Source organism: Allobosea sp. GW822-FHT05A11 (assembly GCF_058800455.1).
On the sequence record NZ_JBXAMI010000001.1, the window covers coordinates 795,648 to 811,869 of the forward strand.

Sequence of the window (16,222 nt, forward strand, 5' to 3'; positions counted from 1 at the left end):
CAACGTGCCATCTCTTGTCGGCTTTCGCCGGGACGGGTGACCGTCTCGCGCCCCCGGAGATCCTCGCCGCTTGCCCCACCGCCTTACCGAATTGCCGCTGCTGCGCCGTCTGAAGCCCGGCCTCCATGTCTATGAGGAAGAGGCGTTGAACGCCGAGCCGGCGCTCGCCCTGCTCGGCGAGCCGATCACGCCGGTCGATGCCTTCTTCATCCGCAACAACGGCCATCTGCCAGAGATCGACGAGAGCGGCTGGACGCTGACCATCGATGGCGAGGTCGAGCGCCCGGCCGTGTGGACCGTTGAAGGCCTGCGCCAGCGTTTCGAAACTGTGACGCTCACCGCTGTCCTAGAATGCGCCGGCAATGGTCGCTCTCGCTTTTCGCCGGCGACGGACGGGCTGCAATGGCGGCTCGGCGCCGTCGGCTGCGCGCGTTGGACCGGGGTCAGGCTGGCGGACGTTCTGGAACATGCCGGCCCCAAGCCGGGCGCGGTCTATACCGCCCATCACGCACCGGACCGCCAGATCGGCAAGCCGGAGAAGGCGGCTTTGTCGCGCGGCCTGCCGATGGCCAAGGCGGTGGCGCCGGAAACCCTGATCGCCTTCGCCATGAATGGCGAGCCCTTGCCGCGCCTGCATGGCGGGCCGTTGCGCATCGTCGCGCCGGGCTATCCCGGCTCGGCCTGGCAGAAATGGCTCGACCGGATCAGCCTTCGCGCCGTCGAGCATGACGGCGAGAAGATGCGCGGCACCGATTATCGTTTGCCGATCCGGCCGGTTCGCCCGGGCGAACCGCTCGATCCGGCGAATTTCGCTGTCATCACCGACATGCCGGTGAAATCGCTCATTACAGCACCGCTCGACGGTTTCGTTGTGAAGCGAGGCGAGCGATTGAAGGTCGTGGGCTTCGCCTGGAGCGGGGCTGTTCCGCTGGAATCAGTCGCAGTTTCGAGCGATGGCGGCGAGAGTTGGCGCGATGTCGAATTGCAGCCGGGGGAGGGACGCTTCGCCTGGCGGCGCTTCGAGGCGGAGATCGTGGTGGAACAGCCGGGTCCGTTCGTCGTCATGGCGCGGGCGCGCGATGCCGAGGGCGGCGTCCAGCCGTTGGAACCGGTCTGGAATCCGCGGGGATACTGCAACAATCAGGTCCAGCGGGTGCGTGGCTCCGTGGTCGCGTGAGGCTTTGAACCTTTTGGCGGGTTGCCGCGTCTAAGAAATGGGTCTGCCATTCCGGGCATGGCTCTGCCGCCTCGGTCACTCCTCCTCCCATCGGCGACCGAGGCGGCTATTCCCTCGCAAATGCGCTCAGGCCGCGAGAAGGGCCTTGTTGTCGGCGGCATGGCCGATCACCGGCACGATCTCGCCCGGCGCGACGTCACGGGCAAAGCGAACCAACGTGAAATCCTCGGCGCGGCCGGTATTGCCGCGTTCGGTGAGGACGCTGAGCGGACGGCCGATGCGCTCGGCGAGATGGCGCGCCTGCGCCGTGCCAGCCGCAGCACGCAGCCTTGCGGCGCGCTCTGAGACGATTTCTCCCGAAAGCTGCGGCATCCGGGCGGCCGGTGTGCCGGGGCGTGCCGAATAGGGGAAGACATGGACGAAGCTCAGGCCGCATTCCGCCACGAGGTCGAGTGAGCGGGTGAACATCGCTTCGTCCTCGGTCGGGAAGCCGGCGATGAGATCGGCGCCGAAGACGATGTCGGGACGTAAGCGCCGGATCTCGGCACAGAAGCGGATGGCGTCGTCGCGGCCGTGGCGGCGCTTCATCCGCTTCAGGATGAGGTCGTCGCCAGCCTGAAGCGAAAGATGCAGATGCGGCATCAGGCGCGTCTCGGTCGCGAGCAGGTCGCGCAGGGCATCGTCGACCTCGACAGCGTCGATCGAGGAGAGGCGCAGGCGCGGCAGTTCGGGCAGGGTGTGGAGGATCGCTCCCGCCAGCGCGCCGAGTGTCGGCTGGTCCGGCAGGTCGCGGCCGTAGCTGGTGAGGTCGACGCCGGTCAGCACGATCTCGCGGGCGCCGGCCTCCAGCAGGGTGCGGCATTGCGCGACGACATCGGTGATGGCGAGTGAGCGCGAATTGCCGCGGCCGAAGGGAATGACGCAGAAGGTGCAGCGATGGTCGCAGCCGTTCTGGACCTGGACGAAGCCGCGCGTATGGCTGGCGAAACGGCCGGTGACCGGAGCGCGCAAGGCCGTGCGGGTCATGATGTCGCCGACGTCGAGCTTGTCGGCGACAGTGGTGTCAGGATGTCCGAGGCTGTTGGAACGGGCGAGGGCAGACCAGGTCTCGGGTTGCAACTTCTCGTCGTTGCCGAGAACGCGATCGACCTCCGGCATATCCGCGAAGCGGGCCGGTTCGATCTGCGCGGCGCAGCCGGTGACGATGACAGGCCTGTCCGGCTGCTCGCGCTTGAGGCGGCGTACGGCCTGCCGCGCCTGCCGGGTCGCCTCGGCGGTGACGGCGCAGGAATTGACGATGGCGGCGTGTTTCAGCCCCGAGGCCTCGGCTTGAAGCCTCAGCGCCTCGCTCTCGACGATGTTGAGGCGGCAGCCGAAGGTGACGACTTCCAGCGTCATAAAGTCTGGCCTCAGGCCGCACTCGAAAACAACGCCGGGTCGAACGTGCCGTCCCATTCGAATTCGATCGGGCCGGTCATCAGGACATGGCCGTCGCGCTCGCGCCATTCGATGGCGAGATCGCCGCCGGGCAGGCTGACGGTGGCCTTGCGGGCGGTCAGCTCGCGGCGGACGCCCGCGACCAGTGCCGCACAGGCGCCCGAGCCGCAGGCTTGCGTGATGCCGGCGCCGCGCTCCCAGACGCGCAGCACGATATGGTCGGGCGCCTTGACCGCGGCGAGCTCGATATTGGCGCGATCGGGGAAGATCGGGTGGTTCTCGAGCAGCGGCCCGATCTGTTCGAGATTGTAGGCATAGGGATCCTCGACGAAGAAGACCGCGTGCGGATTGCCCATGTTGACGGCGCAGGGCGTGTGCAGGATCGGATCGTCGATCGGGCCGATCTGCAATTCGAAGCGCGCGGTATCCTCGAAAGGCTCGGCCAGCGGAATCTGCTCCCAGTCAAGGCGCGGCGCGCCCATGTCGACGGTGAAAAGAGCTTCGCCCTCGCGGATCGCCGGCAGCAGCCCGGCCTTGGTCTGGAGGGTGAGCCGGGCCTTCTCGGCATCGCCCATCTGCGGGTCGGCGATCATCGCCCAGGCAACGCAGCGCGTGCCGTTGCCGCAGGCTCCGGCCTCCGAGCCGTCGGTGTTATAGATGCGCACGAAAGCGTCGGTGCCGGGCGTCGCGGCATCGTGAAGGACCATGAGCTGGTCGAAGCGGGCGCGCGGCTCGGAGGCGATGGCGCGGGCTTCCGCTTCGCTGATGACATGCTTGGTGCCGCGCAGGTCCAGCACCGTGATCTGGTTGCCGAGCCCGTTCATCTTCAGGAACCGGCGATTGGCCAGAGCGTTCATTTGGTCACACGTCCCGTGAATAGTGGGTCTATGGCGGAGACGACGTGAAAAAGCCACCCTCGTCCCCGTTCCCTAGGAGAAGGTGGACATTCTATGTTGCGCCGCAAGGGCGCGAATCGCGTGAAACTCAGGGCCGTCATGATGCGGTATTCCCGGATTTGTGTTCTGACGCTTGCCGGCCTGGCGAGCCTGTCGAGCGGAATGGTCTTTGCCCAGGCACGCGTGGCGCCACCGACCGCCGTCGAAACCGCGCCTCTGGCACCACCGCCCGGCGCCAGCCCCGCCCAGATGCCGTCAGCTCCGGCGCAGACGCCGCCTTCTCCCGTGCCTGAGGCCCAGCCGGGGCCGCAGCCGGTCCAGCCGGCCCCGCCGCCGCCGAACCCGGTGACGCCGCAGCCGGTGCAGCCCGCGCCGACCCTGCCGGGACCGGCCGAGCCGCAGCCGGTACAGCCGCCGCCGACCCTGCCGCCTCCGGGCCAGGCGGCGCCGCCGCCCGTGCAGCAGCAGACCGGCGTGCCTGATCCCAACGCGACGCTTGCCGGCAAACGCGGCGATGCCAGCGATATCGACGAGATCACGCTCGCTGCGAAGCCCGTCCTGCTCCTTTCGGGTCAGGCAAGCTGGGACCAGGGATTCCAGAAACTGTCGGAGAGCTTCAACGCCTTGCGCGCCGAAGCGCAGAAGGCGGGCCTGCCCGTCGCGGGCCGTCCGCTGGCGCTGTTCGTCGAGACGACGGATGACGGCTTCCGCTTCGATGCGATGCTGCCGGTCGTGGCGCCCGCCGGAGGGCAGGCTCCCGCATTCGGCGGGGGCGTGAAATTGAGCGCCTCACCGATGGGCAAGGCCCTGCGCTTCCTCCATGTCGCGCCTTATGACGACATCGATTCCACCTACGAGACGATCACGGCCTATCTCGAAGCCAAGAGCATCACGGTGAAGGATGCTTTCCTCGAGGAATATGTCAGCGACCTCAAGGACCCCGGCGATCCGAACCTCGAGATCAACGTCTACGTCCAGCCCAAGTGATCAGCGTCATGCTCGGGCCTGACCCGGGCATCTCGGAAACCAGCGGCCTCCCGTCCTGAGATTCTCGGGTCGAAGCTGTGCTTCGCCCGAGAATGACGCGGAGGTCCAGCCGGTCACACGTTCCAGCTCAAACCCGGCCGCATCGGCCTGAAGCGCTCTTCCGGCAGGCCGGCCTCGGCGAGCGCGGCCTTCAGCGCCTCGGGCGGGCGCTCGACGCCCTCGTCGGTGAGCTGGAAGGTGCCCCAGTGATGGCCGATCGCCTGCTGCGCCTTCAGCGCCAGCATGACCTTCACCGCCTCGTCCGGGTTCATGTGGTTGTCCGACATGAACCAGCGCGGCTCGTAGGCGCCGATCGGCAGCACGGCGAGATCGAACGGCCCGTGCCTGCTGCCGAGTTCCTCGTAGAGCGAGCCGTCATGGTAGCCGGTATCGCCGATATGGAAGATCTTCGCGGCCGGCGTTTCGAGGATATAGGAGCACCACAGCGCCATGCGCCGATCGAAGGCGCCGCGCGCCGACCAGTGATAGCTCGGCACCAGCGTGACTGCGACGGTGTCCGAGAGGGTGAGGCGGTCGTTCCAGTCATGCGCCTCGGCGCGGGCATCCGGGATACGGGACCGGACGATCGAGTCATTGCCGAGCGGCATGATCATCCGCGGCCGGTCGCGGGCATGCAGCAGGGCCAGCGTCTCGATGTCGAGATGGTCGTAATGGTTATGCGTGATCAGCACGGCGTCGATCTTCGGCAGATCGGCGAAGGCGACGCCCGGTGCGTTCACGCGCCTGGGACCAATGAAGGAGAAGGGGCTCGCGCGCAGCGAATAGACCGGGTCGATCAGCAGGTTGAGGCCCGCCAACTGATAGAGGAAGGAGGCGTGGCCGAGATGGACGATCCGGACGCCATCGACGCTTGCCGGCGGCTTGTCCTGAGGCGGCGCCTGATAGGCGAGGGGGAAGGCCTCGCGCTCGCGCTTGCCGGTCTGCCAGCGCAGCACGTCGGCGAGGCCCTTGCTCACGGTGCGGCCGTCGCTGAAGACGAGCCCGTTGAAATGGTCGCTGACGGGGCCCTGGTAATAGGGATTGCGCGAGCGGGAGATCGCGGCCCAGGCAGCGCCGGTCGAAGCCAGCAATGCACCGAGGCCAACGAAGGAGAGAAGCTTGCGGCGGGTCATGGTGTAGAACAGGTAGGCGGCCGCGACGCAGCGTCAAGGCCGCCCTCCCGATTGGCCGGTCAGTTGCTGCCGGAGCGGATCGCGACCGTGGCGACGCCGGCGCCGATCAGGAGCGTGCCGCCGGCCTTGTTGAACAGCCCGATCGCGCGGGGATTGCCGATCACGGCCCGCGCCCGCGAGGCGATCAGCGCGTAGCCCATGGCGTTGGCGAAGGCGAGCGTGATGAAGGTCGCCTCGAAGATCAGCATCTGCGTCCAGAAATCGCCCTTGGTGTCGAGGAACTGGGGCAGGAAGGCGACGAAGAAGGTGATGCTCTTCGGGTTCAGCGCCGTCACCAGCCAGGCATGGCCGAGCATCTTCCAGCCGGAAGCGGCATCCTCGCGCGGCTTGGCGTCGAGCGTGCCGCCGGCGCGGAAGAGCTTGATGCCGAGCCAGACCAGATAGGCCGCGCCGATCCATTTCAGCGTGGTGAAGACCAGCGCGGAGGTGGCGAGCAGGGCGCCGACCCCGAGCATCGACAGCGTCATCGCGGTGAAATCGCCGAGCGCGACGCCGACCGCAATGGGAAACGCGGTGCGCCAGCCCTGGCCGAGCGCATAGGAGATGACGAGGAGGATCGTCGGTCCGGGGATGACGAGGAGAACGGCGGTGGCGGCGGTGAAGGCGATCCAGGCTTCGAATGTCATGGTGATGGCTCCGCTAAAGACCAGAGCCATCACCAGAAGCGGGTGTTTGTAAAGGGCGAAATCGAACCGCGTGAGGGCGGCTCAGAGCGCGCTGCGGAGGAAGTCGCAGAGGGCCGTGCGAACGGCCGCTTCGGGAGCCATCTGGCCGGGCTGCACGGTGAAGGCGATGTCGATGCGCGTGCCCGTGGGCTGCTTGCGGGTGGTCACCTTCAGGAGCTGCGGACGCCCCGAGCCGGTGACTTCCTGCACGGCGGAGATCGTGCCGCGCGCCTTGTCGGTTCGGATATCCATGAAGTCGCGGTCGGCCTGGATCGCCCGGGTGATGATAGGCAGCACGGCGGCTTGGGATTTCTTGGTCAGCTCCCAGGTCTTGTAGGTAATCTGCGAGACCATCGGCACGCCGGCGGAGCTGAAATTGGTCATGCAAGGTTGAGCCTGCCCCTGCGTCACGCCTGCGATCAGCAACGGAGCGGCGAGAGCGAATGCTATTCCTGGAAATTTGGTCATTGCAATGCGTATCCTCTATCAAAGAACGCAATTGCTAGCTGCAACGACCAGTTCCTGTCATCTCGGAATTTCCGTTCATCAACGCCTTTGGACGGGGGTGATCGGGCCGGCGTCGAGCGTCACGCGCGGCTCCGGGTCGGCTGCGACGACCAGCGCCCACCAGACGCGATAGCTGGTGCGGGGGTCCTTCGAAAGCGCGATGCCGTAGCGGGTCGCTTCCTTCATCCGCAGATTGGTGTCGTGGCCGGGCGACTTGCGCCAGCCGTCGAAGGCCTCCTCGACCGAGAAATAGCCGCCGCCAAGATTCTCCGCGGCGCGGGCGCTGTCGACGCCGGCTGCATGGATGCGGGCGGTGAAGTTGCCGCCGGCATCATGCGAGAGGGCGTTGGCCTTGACCATGGCATCGGCCTGGCGCTGCGCCATCGCCATCAGGCGCGGGTCCGGCCGGACGGGGCCGAGGCCGTTGCTCGCGCGATAGGCGTTGAGGATGCGTCCGGCCTGGGCCGGATCGAGCGAGACGGCGGCGACCTTCTCGACCATGCGCGGATCGAGCGGGCCTTCGCGACGCGGATCACCGGCGCAGGCGGCGAGCAGAAGAGCGAGAGCCAGCAAGGTCGAGGCAGGTTTCAGTTTCATGGGCCGGCTTGTTTTGCGAATCGGGCGCGCAGCGATGCTGTCAGATCAGGGCCATTCTGCGGCCAAGCCTCACAATTCCGTGTAGAGATCGAAACGAGCGGTTGGATGCTGGCTGGTTCGCAATCCCTGTTCCGAGCCGGGGAGGCGCTCCTGAGACGTCCCAAGGGTGCTGCGGGGAACGGAAACCATCGCCAAACTTGACTTTCGCCACAGTCTTCCGCTTTAAGACCGCATCCGTTTCGCCGACATCGCCGAAACCACATCCGCCGACCGGGCCGCGCAAGCCGCTTTCATGAGCCCGGAGGTCAACGCCCGACAGCGCGATTGCGCCCTCGGGCGCGAAACCGTTTGGCGATGAGGCTCTGGCGCTGAAGGCTTTCTGAGGCAAGCAGGCAGGTCCGCATGTTCGGCACGCTGAGCGACAGGCTCTCCGGCATCCTCTCGGGGCTGACCCGCAGGGGTTCGCTGACCGAGGAGGACGTCAACGCGGCTCTCCGCGAGGTTCGCCGCGCGCTGCTCGAGGCGGATGTCGCGCTCGAGGTCGTCCGCAGCTTTACCGACAAGGTCAGAGAGCGCGCCGTCGGCGCCGAGGTGCTGAAGTCGATCACGCCCGGCCAGCAGGTCATCAAGATCGTCAACGACGTCCTGATCGAGACGCTGGGCGGCGAGGGCGAGAGCATCAATTTCGATGCCGTGCCGCCGGTCCCGGTGCTGATGGTGGGTCTGCAGGGCTCCGGCAAGACGACGTCGACCGCGAAGATCGCCAAGCGCCTGACCGAGCGCCACAAGAAGAAGGTGCTGATGGCGTCGCTCGATACGCGACGCCCGGCCGCCATGGAACAGCTCGCCATTCTCGGCCAGCAGGTCGGCGTGCAGACGCTGCCGATCGTCGCCGGCCAGTCGGCGGTGCAGATCGCCAGGCGCGCGGTCGAGGCCGCTCGTCTCGGCGGCTACGACGTCGTGATGCTCGACACAGCCGGCCGCGTGACGCTCGACGACACGCTGATGGCCGAGGTCGCCGAGGTGAAGGCCGCGACCAACCCGCATGAGGTGCTGCTCGTCGCCGACGCGCTGACCGGCCAGGACGCGGTCAACACGGCCCGCGCCTTCGATGCCCGCGTCGGCCTGACCGGCATCGTGCTGACCCGTATGGACGGCGATTCGCGCGGTGGTGCGGCGCTCTCGATGCGCGCCGTCACCGGCAAGCCGATCAAGCTCGTCGGTATCGGCGAGAAGGTCGACGAGCTCGACGAATTCCATCCCTCGCGGGTCGCCAACCGCATCCTCGGCATGGGCGACATCGTCTCGCTCGTCGAGAAGGCGGCGCAGACCATCGATGCCACGCAGGCGCAGGCGACTGCGCAGCGCATGGCCAAGGGCCAGTTCGACCTCTCCGATATGCGCGCGCAGCTCCAGCAGATGGAGAAGATGGGCGGCATCGGCGGCGTGATGGGCATGCTGCCCGGCATGAAGCAGGCCCAGTCGCAGCTCGCCAATGCGGGCGTCGGCGACACGATGTTCAAGCGCATGATCGCCGCGATCGACTCGATGACGCCGGCCGAGCGCAAGAATCCCGACCTGCTCAAGAACAGCCGCAAGAAGCGCATCGCGGCCGGCTCCGGCACCTCTGCCGAGCAGATCAACAAGCTGCTCAAGATGCATCGCGGCATGGCGGACGCCATGAAGATGATGAGCAAGCAGAAGGGCGGCATGCTCGGCAAGCTCGGTTCGATGTTCGGGCTCGGCGGCGGCCTGCCGGCGGGCATGCCCGATCCCTCGAAGATGGATCCGGCGCAGCTTGCGGAACTGCAGAAGCAGCTCGGCGCGGGCGGCGGTCTGCCCTCGATGCCGCCGGGCGGCTTCCCCGGCCTGCCCAAGGGTGTCACCCCGCCGGCCGGGATGATGCCGAAGCTGCCGGGTCTCGGCGGCAATGGCCTGCCCGGCCTGGGCAGCAACCCGTTCGGCAAGAAGAAATAGCCTTCACCATTCAACCCGACTTCAGACGTCAAACCAAAAGGAAGAAGACCCATGTCCCTCAAGATCCGCCTGACCCGCGGCGGCGCCAAGAAGCGCCCCTACTACCGCATCGTCGTCGCTGACGCCCGCTCGCCGCGCGATGGCCGCTTCATCGAGAAGATCGGCTCCTATGATCCGATGAAGCCGAAGGATTCGGCCGAGCGCGTCGTGCTCGACACCGAGAAGGTCCAGGCCTGGCTCGCCAAGGGCGCCCAGCCGACCGACCGCGTGCTGCGCTTCCTCGATGCCGCCGGCCTCGCCAAGCGCCCGGCCCGCAACAACCCGAACAAGGCCGTTCCCGGCGAGAAGGCCAAGGAGCGCGCCGAGAAGAAGGCCGAGAAGGCCGCTGCTCCGGCTGCCGAAGAAGCCGCCGAGGCGTGAGCTTGACTGTCCGCACGTCTTTCTCGGGCGAAGCGCAGCTTCGACCCGGGAACCTTCTTTGGGAGATGCCCGGCTCAAGGCCGGGCATGGCGTGCTGACATGAGCGACCTCATCCTGCTCGGGATCGTCGGCGCGCCGCATGGCGTGCGCGGCGAGGTCAGGATCAAGACCTTTACCGGCGACCCGTTGGGTATCGCCGGTTACGGCCCGTTATCGGACGGCAAGGGCCGCAGCTTCGAGATCACCGATATCCGCCCTGCCAAGGAGGTCGTCGTCGCCCGGCTCAAGGGCGTGACCACGCGCGAGGGAGCCGAGGCGCTGAACGGGACCGAACTGTTCGTTGCCCGCGACAAGCTCTCGGCCGGCGAGGACGAGGACGAATTCCTGCATGCCGATCTGATCGGTTGCAGCGTGGTCGGGCCTGACGGCACTGTGCTCGGCAGCGTCACCGTGGTCGAGAACTACGGGGCAGGCGACCTGCTCGACATCGAGACGCCAGACGGACGCTCCGTCCTGATGCCCTTCACCAAGGCCTTTGCGCCGCGCATCGACATCGCCGCGCGCCGGATCGAGGCCGAGCCGCCGCTTGGACTGTTCGAGCCCGACGATGACAAGTGATAGGCCGGCCCGCGCCCTGATTTTCGACATGGACGGCACCATCGTCGACAATATGCGCTTCCATGACGATGCCTGGGAGAGCTGGCACGTCAGCAACAAGTTGCCTTTCGACCGCAAAACCTTCGCGGCGCGCACCGCCGGAATGGCCGGCAACGAGATCATCTCCTCCTATTTCCCGCAGGCGGTCGTGGCCGAGCTCGATGCGATGAGCGATGCCAAGGAGGCGCTCTATCGGGAGGCCTATCTGCCGCATGTGACGCCAACTGCCGGCTTCCTCGAACTGATCGCGCGGGCCGAGGCGGCAGGCGTGCCGATGGCCGTCGGGACAGCGGCACCGCCGGCCAATATCGAGGTCGTGCTGGATACGCTCGGCCTGCGCCACCGCTTTGCGACGATCGTCTCGCCGAGCCAGGGCTTCCGTGGCAAGCCGCATCCGGACATGTTCCTGGCCGCGGCGGAGCGGATGAAGGTCGACCCCGCCGACTGCATCGTCTTCGAGGATGCGCCACTCGGCGTCGAGGCGGCGCGCCGTGCCGGCATGCGGGCCGTGGCGCTGCTCACCATGCTCGGTCCCGAGGGTTTTGCGGGCTATGACAACCTGATCGCCTCGGCTCGCGATTTCACCGCGCTGGACGGGTTGCCGGCTCTGCGCTTTGCTTGAGGGCATGTCCTTCCACGCCTCGATCCTGACGCTCTATCCGGAGATGTTTCCCGGGCCGCTCGGCGTCTCGCTGGCGGGCGAGGGGCTACGCAAGGGATTGTGGTCGCTCGATACCCACCAGATCCGCGAGCACGGCATCGGCCGCCATCGCAATGTCGACGACAATCCGGCCGGCGGCGGCGCCGGCATGGTGCTGCGCTGCGACGTGCTGGCGGCGGCGATCGACGCGGCGGTGCCGGCGGATGATGCGCGGCCGCGTCTGCTGATGTCACCGCGCGGTCGTCCGCTTCAGCAACGGCAGGTCCGCGATTGGGCTGAAGGTCCTGGCCTCGTCATCGTCTGCGGACGTTTCGAGGGCGTCGACGAGCGCGTGATCGAGGGGCGCAATCTGATCGAGGTCTCGATCGGCGACTACATCCTCTCCGGCGGCGAGATGGCGGCGCTGACATTGCTCGACGCCTGCGTCCGGCTCATTCCCGGTGTGATGGGCAAGGTTGCGTCGGGTGAAGACGAGAGCTTCGAGAACGGTCTGCTGGAATACCCGCATTACACCCGCCCGCGCGAATGGGAGGGCCGGGGCCTGCCCGAGGCGCTGCTCTCCGGCGATCATGCCCGCATCGCGAAATGGCGGCGGGCGGAGGCGGAGCGGATCACGCAGGAGCGGCGGCCGGACCTGCTCGCCAAGCGGGATCAGGGATAAGCTGTCACCGGCAGTTTCTCGGCCAGCCAACCGCCCGGCCCGAGCATACCGCCCCGCACGCCTGCGAGATCGCGCCAGCCTCGTCCGGCGAGCTTCTGCGCCACGGCAACCGCCTGCGCACCCGTGCGGTCGATCAGGACGATGCGCTTGCCGGGATTGTCGAGGCGAAGCCCGGCGATCCTGACCTCGAAGGCCGGTGCGTCGATGTCGAGGGCGAGAGCACCCTGCGGCAGGCCGGTATCGGCCCATTCCTGCGCATTGCGGATATCGATCAGGAGGATGCGCTTCGCCTGCGCCGCCTCATAGGCTTCCCGGGGCGAAAGCGTCGTCGCCGATTGCCCGAAAACGAAAGAGGCCGGGAGCATGAAGCCCCCGGCCAGAACGATCCGGCGCGTCGCGGCGCCCTTGGTCATCGTGCTCAGCGCAGCTCGGCGCAGAAGCGCTGGATGCGGCGGCAGGCCTCTTCCAGCTTCTCGTCCGAGGTGGCGTAGGAGATGCGGAAGTTCGGGCCGAGACCGAAGGACGAGCCGTGGACGGCCGCGACCGCTTCCGTCTCGAGCAGGCCCATCACCAGATCCTCGTCCGTCTCGATCTTCTTGCCGTTCGGCAGGGTCTTGCCGATCAGGGCCGAGCAGTCGGGATAGACGTAGAAGGCGCCTTCCGGCACCGGGCATTTCAGGCCGCGGGTCTGGTTCAGCATGGAGACGACGAGGTCGCGGCGGCGCTCGAAGGCCTTCCTGAAGACCGGGATATGATCCTGCGTGCCGTCGAGCGCCTCGACCGCAGCCCATTGCGAGATCGCCGAGGTGCCGGAGGTCTGCTGACCCTGGACCAGGTCCATGGCGTTGATGAGCGTTTGAGGGCCGGCAGCGTAGCCGATGCGCCAGCCGGTCATGGCGTAGGACTTCGAGACGCCGTTCATGGTCAGCGTGCGCTCGTAGAGGGCGGGCTCGACCTGGGCCGGGGTGACGAAGGTGAAATCGCCATAGACGAGGTGCTCGTACATGTCGTCGGTGAGGATCCAGACATGGGGATGGCGCATCAGCACATCCGTGAGCTTCTTCATCTCGGCATGGCTGTAGGCCGCGCCCGACGGGTTCGAGGGCGAGTTCAGGATCACCCATTTGGTCTTCGGGGTGATGGCCTTCTCGAGATCTTCCGGCTGCAGCTTGAAGTCGTTCTTGAGATAGGTTTCGGCATAGGTCGCCGTTCCCCCGCAGAGCGCCACCATCTCGGGGTAGGAAACCCAGTAGGGCGAGACGCAGATGACCTCGTCGCCGGGGTTCAGCGTGGCCAGCAGCGCGTTGTAAATGACGTGCTTGCCGCCGGTCGAGACGATGGTCTGGCTCGCCTTGTAGTCGAGGCCGTTCTCGCGCTTGAACTTGCGGGCGACGGCCTCGCGCAGCTGCGGGATGCCGGAGACCGGGGTGTACTTGGTCTCGCCGCGCTTGATCGCGGAGATCGCGGCTTCCTTGATATTGTCGGGCGTGTCGAAATCGGGCTCGCCGACGGAGAGCGAGATCACGTCCTTGCCCTGGGCTTTCAGGTCGCGGGCCTTCTGCGTGATCGTGATGGTCGCGGACGGCTTCACGCGCTTCAGGGCATCGGCAAGAAAGGCCATGGGACTGATCTCCGGGGAGGCGGACGGGTGAGCGCGGAAAAGGCGCGCGCGTGGTTTATGACTCAGCGGAGATGATCGCAAGCGCAACTGCTTGATGTTTTGCAGAAGCGTCATGAATTTGGAACGGTTTGCTCTTGCGCCGCGAGCATGCGAAGGCCCGTCCATGACGAGCTCTGCCGGACCCATCGCTGTTTATGTCGATGCCGACGCCTGCCCGGTGAAGGACGAGGTCTATCGCGTCGCCGGCCGCCACGGCCTGCATGTCTTCGTCGTTGCCAACAGCTTCCTCAACGTGCCGCGCGAGCCCTGGATCGAGCGGGTGACGGTGCCCGGCAATTTCGATGCGGCCGACGACTGGATCGCGGAGCGGGTCGCGCGCGGTTCGATCGTGATCACCGCCGACATCCCGCTTGCCGATCGCTGCATCAAGGCCGGAGCCGACGTGATCGGGCCGACCGGCAAGCCTTTCAGCGAGGCCTCGATCGGCATGGCGCTGGCGACCCGCGACATGATGGAAGACCTGCGCGCGATGGGCGCGGCCAGCGGCGGGCCGAAGCCGTTCTCGGCGAAGGACCGCTCGGCCTTCCTGCAGGCGCTCGACCTCGCGATCCAGCGGCTGAAGCGGGCCGGCTTCAGCGCCTGACCCTCAGATCTCCGAGAAGTCGCCGCCGCGCCCCTTGCCGGCAGCGAAGCGGCCCGCGCCTGCGGCGCCTTCCGTCGCGATGGTGTGGACGCCCCGCTGCCACTCCCGCCGAAGTGCTTCCTGTACGTTCAGGCCATGGCCGGCTATGGCACTGGCACGGTCGGTACGGACCGCGCCCTGCGGGAAGCGCGCGATCTCCCGGGCCATCGCTTCGGCTGCCGCGCGGGCCCCACCCTTCGGCGAGACCGTCTCGCACAGGCCGATGCGGAGTGCTTCGTCCGCCGCGACCTTGCGGCCGGTCATGATGATTTCCAGCGCGCGGCCCTGGCCGACGAGGCGCGGCAGGCGCACCGTGCCGCCGTCGATCAGCGGGATGCCCCAGCGCCGGCAATAGACGCCGAAATAGGCATCCTCCGCCATCACGCGGATGTCGCACCAGAGCGCGAGTTCCATGCCGCCCGCGACGGCCGGGCCCTCGATTGCGGCGATCAACGGCTTGCTCATCTCCAGCCGCGAGGGGCCCATCGGCCCGCGGGGCGTCGTGCCGTCGGCGGCGGGAAAGGCAAGCCTCTCGACGATCTCGCTTTCGAAGCGCCCGGCATCGGTGAAGGCCTGGGCATATTTCAGGTCCCAGCCGGCGCAGAAGGCGCCACCTTCACCCCAGAAGACGATCGCCGCCGTGGCCTCGTCGCTGTCGAGTTCGAGGAAGGCGCGAGTCAGCGCATCGGCGCTGTCGGGGTCCATCGCATTGCGCGCTTCCGGCCTGCTGTGGACGACCGTCGCGACCTTGCCCTGCCTCTCGATTCGTACCGCCATTCTCCGTCCCTCTCCTTGTTTCCCATGCAGATTAAGCTGTGTTTTTGAACCCATATCTGGCGCTGGACGCATGGCGCCTTTGCCCGTAAATCTCGCCGGAAAGCAGGCCCGCCATCCAGGCGGGTATCGGGGAGGAAGCCCATGTCGTTGACCCGCCGTTCCACGCTCGGCCTGATGGCCGGCGCCGTATTCGCTCCGTCGATCGTCCGGGCCGAGAGCTTTCCCAGCAAGGTCATCACCCTGGTCGTGCCCTATCCGGCGGGTGGGCCGACCGATGCCATCGCACGCTTCGTGGCGCAGGATCTGACGATTGCCTTCGGGCACAACGTCGTGGTCGACAACCGCGCCGGCGCCTCGGGCGCCGTCGGCACGCGCGCCGTCGCCCATGGCCCGGCGGATGGCTACACCATCGTCTTCGGCAACAACCAGACGCATGGCAACAACATGTTCCTGCTGAAGGAGCCGGGCTACGACGCGGTGAAGGATTTCGCGCCGCTTGCCGGCGTCGGCGCCTTCGAGCATGCCTTCGTCGTGCGCAACGGCCTGCCGGCCAAGAACATCCAGGAGCTGATCGCGCTGGCCAAGGCCGATCCGGGCAAGCTCAACTATGGCTCGACCGGCGTCGGCTCCGGCTCGCATCTGGCGATGGAGCTGTTCATGCAGCGCACCGGCATCAAGATGACGCATGTGCCGTTCCGTGGCGCCGCGCCGCTGGTGCAGGAAATCATCGCCGACCGCATCGACGTCGCCAACTCCACCTTGCCGAGCGTGCTGGAGCAGATCAACGGCGGCGCGCTCAGGGCGCTGGCCCTGGCGAGCCCGGAGCGCAATCCGCGTGCCAAGGACATTCCCACGCTTCGCGAGCAGGGTGTGAGCAATGCCGATGCCGATTCCTGGGCGGCCTTCTTTGCCCCGGCGAAGACGCCGGACGCCGTGCTCGACACGCTCTCCAAGGCGGTGATCGCCTCGCTGAACAAGCCTCAGACGCGGGAGGCGATCCTGAAGCTCGGCTTCACGCTCAAAGTGCGCGATCCCGCGGCGTTCAAGCCCTACCACGTCCAGGAAATCGCGACCTGGAAGCAGATCATCGCGGATGCCGGCGTGAAGCCGGAGTAAGCGGGCACCGTCTCGAACATCCCGGCTGGCACATCGCTCCGGCCGGGATGGCCGCGCCGATCGTCTCACTTCGTCGTGAGTTGGCTGCAACGGCTTGGCGATCGGCAGCGTTCCCCTCTATCTCCGATCTGTCGATCGGATGAAGCGAGGAG

18 protein-coding genes are annotated in these 16,222 nt (G+C 67.1%); 9 read left to right on the plus strand and 9 right to left on the minus strand.

Annotated features, from left to right (window positions below):
• The first annotated feature begins 70 nt into the window (after positions 1 to 70).
• Positions 71 to 1,177, plus strand: a complete 1,107-nt coding sequence (locus AC1RLU_RS03890; protein WP_492793958.1) for a sulfite oxidase — start codon at positions 71 to 73, stop codon at positions 1,175 to 1,177.
• Positions 1,178 to 1,303: 126 nt separating this feature from the next.
• Here the strand turns inward: AC1RLU_RS03890 and mtaB are convergent, their stop codons facing one another.
• Both mtaB and dapF read right to left on the minus strand, forming a co-directional pair.
• A complete protein-coding gene (gene mtaB / locus AC1RLU_RS03895; protein ID WP_492793960.1) occupies positions 1,304 to 2,575 on the minus strand; it encodes a tRNA (N(6)-L-threonylcarbamoyladenosine(37)-C(2))-methylthiotransferase MtaB in 1,272 nt (423 codons plus the stop codon).
• 11 nt (positions 2,576 to 2,586) lie between these two features.
• Complete coding sequence (gene dapF / locus AC1RLU_RS03900; RefSeq protein WP_492793961.1) at positions 2,587 to 3,471, minus strand: diaminopimelate epimerase; 885 nt, start codon at positions 3,469 to 3,471, stop codon at positions 2,587 to 2,589.
• Positions 3,472 to 3,609: 138 nt separating this feature from the next.
• Between dapF and AC1RLU_RS03905 the strand changes: the two genes are divergently transcribed.
• On the plus strand, positions 3,610 to 4,497 hold the full coding sequence (locus tag AC1RLU_RS03905) for a GyrI-like domain-containing protein (protein WP_492793963.1): 888 nt from the start codon (positions 3,610 to 3,612) through the stop codon (positions 4,495 to 4,497).
• A gap of 113 nt (positions 4,498 to 4,610) precedes the next feature.
• Here the strand turns inward: AC1RLU_RS03905 and AC1RLU_RS03910 are convergent, their stop codons facing one another.
• From AC1RLU_RS03910 to AC1RLU_RS03925, 4 genes are all read right to left on the minus strand, one after another.
• Positions 4,611 to 5,669 carry an MBL fold metallo-hydrolase gene (locus AC1RLU_RS03910; RefSeq protein ID WP_492793965.1) on the minus strand — a complete coding sequence of 353 codons (1,059 nt, stop codon included), beginning with the start codon at positions 5,667 to 5,669 and terminating at the stop codon, positions 4,611 to 4,613.
• Positions 5,670 to 5,728: 59 nt separating this feature from the next.
• Positions 5,729 to 6,355, minus strand: coding sequence for a LysE family translocator (locus tag AC1RLU_RS03915; protein WP_492793966.1), 627 nt, complete (start codon positions 6,353 to 6,355; stop codon positions 5,729 to 5,731).
• An 81-nt stretch (positions 6,356 to 6,436) separates the two neighbouring features.
• Positions 6,437 to 6,778, minus strand: a complete 342-nt coding sequence (locus AC1RLU_RS03920; protein WP_061969360.1) for a hypothetical protein — start codon at positions 6,776 to 6,778, stop codon at positions 6,437 to 6,439.
• A 162-nt stretch (positions 6,779 to 6,940) separates the two neighbouring features.
• Positions 6,941 to 7,498, minus strand: coding sequence for a CAP domain-containing protein (locus AC1RLU_RS03925; protein ID WP_492793968.1), 558 nt, complete (start codon positions 7,496 to 7,498; stop codon positions 6,941 to 6,943).
• Between the two features lie 402 nt (positions 7,499 to 7,900).
• Here AC1RLU_RS03925 and ffh point away from each other — a divergent pair, with 402 nt between their 5' ends.
• From ffh to trmD, 5 genes are all read left to right on the plus strand, one after another.
• Positions 7,901 to 9,475: a signal recognition particle protein gene (ffh, locus tag AC1RLU_RS03930; protein WP_061969355.1), complete on the plus strand. Its 1,575-nt coding sequence runs from the start codon at positions 7,901 to 7,903 to the stop codon at positions 9,473 to 9,475.
• 51 nt (positions 9,476 to 9,526) lie between these two features.
• Positions 9,527 to 9,895, plus strand: coding sequence for a 30S ribosomal protein S16 (rpsP, locus tag AC1RLU_RS03935; RefSeq protein ID WP_061969352.1), 369 nt, complete (start codon positions 9,527 to 9,529; stop codon positions 9,893 to 9,895).
• Positions 9,896 to 9,994: 99 nt separating this feature from the next.
• Positions 9,995 to 10,513 carry a ribosome maturation factor RimM gene (gene rimM / locus AC1RLU_RS03940; protein WP_492793969.1) on the plus strand — a complete coding sequence of 173 codons (519 nt, stop codon included), beginning with the start codon at positions 9,995 to 9,997 and terminating at the stop codon, positions 10,511 to 10,513.
• On the plus strand, positions 10,503 to 11,174 hold the full coding sequence (locus AC1RLU_RS03945) for an HAD family hydrolase (protein WP_492793970.1): 672 nt from the start codon (positions 10,503 to 10,505) through the stop codon (positions 11,172 to 11,174). Before rimM ends, AC1RLU_RS03945 begins: the two co-directional genes overlap by 11 nt.
• A gap of 4 nt (positions 11,175 to 11,178) precedes the next feature.
• Positions 11,179 to 11,874 carry a tRNA (guanosine(37)-N1)-methyltransferase TrmD gene (trmD, locus tag AC1RLU_RS03950; protein WP_492793972.1) on the plus strand — a complete coding sequence of 232 codons (696 nt, stop codon included), beginning with the start codon at positions 11,179 to 11,181 and terminating at the stop codon, positions 11,872 to 11,874.
• On the opposite strand, the gene AC1RLU_RS03955 is transcribed toward trmD, so the two are convergent.
• Positions 11,865 to 12,287, minus strand: a complete 423-nt coding sequence (locus AC1RLU_RS03955) for a rhodanese-like domain-containing protein (RefSeq protein WP_492793973.1) — start codon at positions 12,285 to 12,287, stop codon at positions 11,865 to 11,867. The two genes, trmD and AC1RLU_RS03955, sit on opposite strands and share 10 nt — an antisense overlap.
• Positions 12,288 to 12,292: 5 nt before the next feature.
• Positions 12,293 to 13,495: a pyridoxal phosphate-dependent aminotransferase gene (locus AC1RLU_RS03960; RefSeq protein ID WP_091856331.1), complete on the minus strand. Its 1,203-nt coding sequence runs from the start codon at positions 13,493 to 13,495 to the stop codon at positions 12,293 to 12,295.
• A gap of 163 nt (positions 13,496 to 13,658) precedes the next feature.
• Between AC1RLU_RS03960 and AC1RLU_RS03965 the strand changes: the two genes are divergently transcribed.
• Positions 13,659 to 14,138, plus strand: coding sequence for a YaiI/YqxD family protein (locus AC1RLU_RS03965; protein ID WP_492793975.1), 480 nt, complete (start codon positions 13,659 to 13,661; stop codon positions 14,136 to 14,138).
• 3 nt (positions 14,139 to 14,141) lie between these two features.
• On the opposite strand, the gene AC1RLU_RS03970 is transcribed toward AC1RLU_RS03965, so the two are convergent.
• Positions 14,142 to 14,954, minus strand: a complete 813-nt coding sequence (locus AC1RLU_RS03970) for a crotonase/enoyl-CoA hydratase family protein (RefSeq protein ID WP_492793977.1) — start codon at positions 14,952 to 14,954, stop codon at positions 14,142 to 14,144.
• A gap of 141 nt (positions 14,955 to 15,095) precedes the next feature.
• Between AC1RLU_RS03970 and AC1RLU_RS03975 the strand changes: the two genes are divergently transcribed.
• Positions 15,096 to 16,070, plus strand: a complete 975-nt coding sequence (locus AC1RLU_RS03975) for a Bug family tripartite tricarboxylate transporter substrate binding protein (RefSeq protein ID WP_185745070.1) — start codon at positions 15,096 to 15,098, stop codon at positions 16,068 to 16,070.
• Positions 16,071 to 16,222: the final 152 nt, after the last annotated feature.

What these genes read in the sequence shown, in the direction of transcription:
- mtaB (WP_492793960.1), bottom strand. Translation starts at nt 2,575, where the DNA reads ATGACGCTGGAAGTCGTCACCTTCGGCTGCCGCCTCAACATCGTCGAG.
- dapF (WP_492793961.1), bottom strand. Translation starts at nt 3,471, where the DNA reads ATGAACGCTCTGGCCAATCGCCGGTTCCTGAAGATGAACGGGCTCGGC.
- AC1RLU_RS03905 (WP_492793963.1), top strand. Translation starts at nt 3,610, where the DNA reads ATGATGCGGTATTCCCGGATTTGTGTTCTGACGCTTGCCGGCCTGGCG.
- AC1RLU_RS03910 (WP_492793965.1), bottom strand. Translation starts at nt 5,669, where the DNA reads ATGACCCGCCGCAAGCTTCTCTCCTTCGTTGGCCTCGGTGCATTGCTG.
- AC1RLU_RS03915 (WP_492793966.1), bottom strand. Translation starts at nt 6,355, where the DNA reads ATGACATTCGAAGCCTGGATCGCCTTCACCGCCGCCACCGCCGTTCTC.
- AC1RLU_RS03920 (WP_061969360.1), bottom strand. Translation starts at nt 6,778, where the DNA reads ATGACCAATTTCAGCTCCGCCGGCGTGCCGATGGTCTCGCAGATTACC.
- AC1RLU_RS03925 (WP_492793968.1), bottom strand. Translation starts at nt 7,498, where the DNA reads ATGAAACTGAAACCTGCCTCGACCTTGCTGGCTCTCGCTCTTCTGCTC.
- ffh (WP_061969355.1), top strand. Translation starts at nt 7,901, where the DNA reads ATGTTCGGCACGCTGAGCGACAGGCTCTCCGGCATCCTCTCGGGGCTG.
- rpsP (WP_061969352.1), top strand. Translation starts at nt 9,527, where the DNA reads ATGTCCCTCAAGATCCGCCTGACCCGCGGCGGCGCCAAGAAGCGCCCC.
- rimM (WP_492793969.1), top strand. Translation starts at nt 9,995, where the DNA reads ATGAGCGACCTCATCCTGCTCGGGATCGTCGGCGCGCCGCATGGCGTG.
- AC1RLU_RS03945 (WP_492793970.1), top strand. Translation starts at nt 10,503, where the DNA reads ATGACAAGTGATAGGCCGGCCCGCGCCCTGATTTTCGACATGGACGGC.
- trmD (WP_492793972.1), top strand. Translation starts at nt 11,179, where the DNA reads ATGTCCTTCCACGCCTCGATCCTGACGCTCTATCCGGAGATGTTTCCC.
- AC1RLU_RS03955 (WP_492793973.1), bottom strand. Translation starts at nt 12,287, where the DNA reads ATGACCAAGGGCGCCGCGACGCGCCGGATCGTTCTGGCCGGGGGCTTC.
- AC1RLU_RS03960 (WP_091856331.1), bottom strand. Translation starts at nt 13,495, where the DNA reads ATGGCCTTTCTTGCCGATGCCCTGAAGCGCGTGAAGCCGTCCGCGACC.
- AC1RLU_RS03965 (WP_492793975.1), top strand. Translation starts at nt 13,659, where the DNA reads ATGACGAGCTCTGCCGGACCCATCGCTGTTTATGTCGATGCCGACGCC.
- AC1RLU_RS03970 (WP_492793977.1), bottom strand. Translation starts at nt 14,954, where the DNA reads ATGGCGGTACGAATCGAGAGGCAGGGCAAGGTCGCGACGGTCGTCCAC.
- AC1RLU_RS03975 (WP_185745070.1), top strand. Translation starts at nt 15,096, where the DNA reads ATGTCGTTGACCCGCCGTTCCACGCTCGGCCTGATGGCCGGCGCCGTA.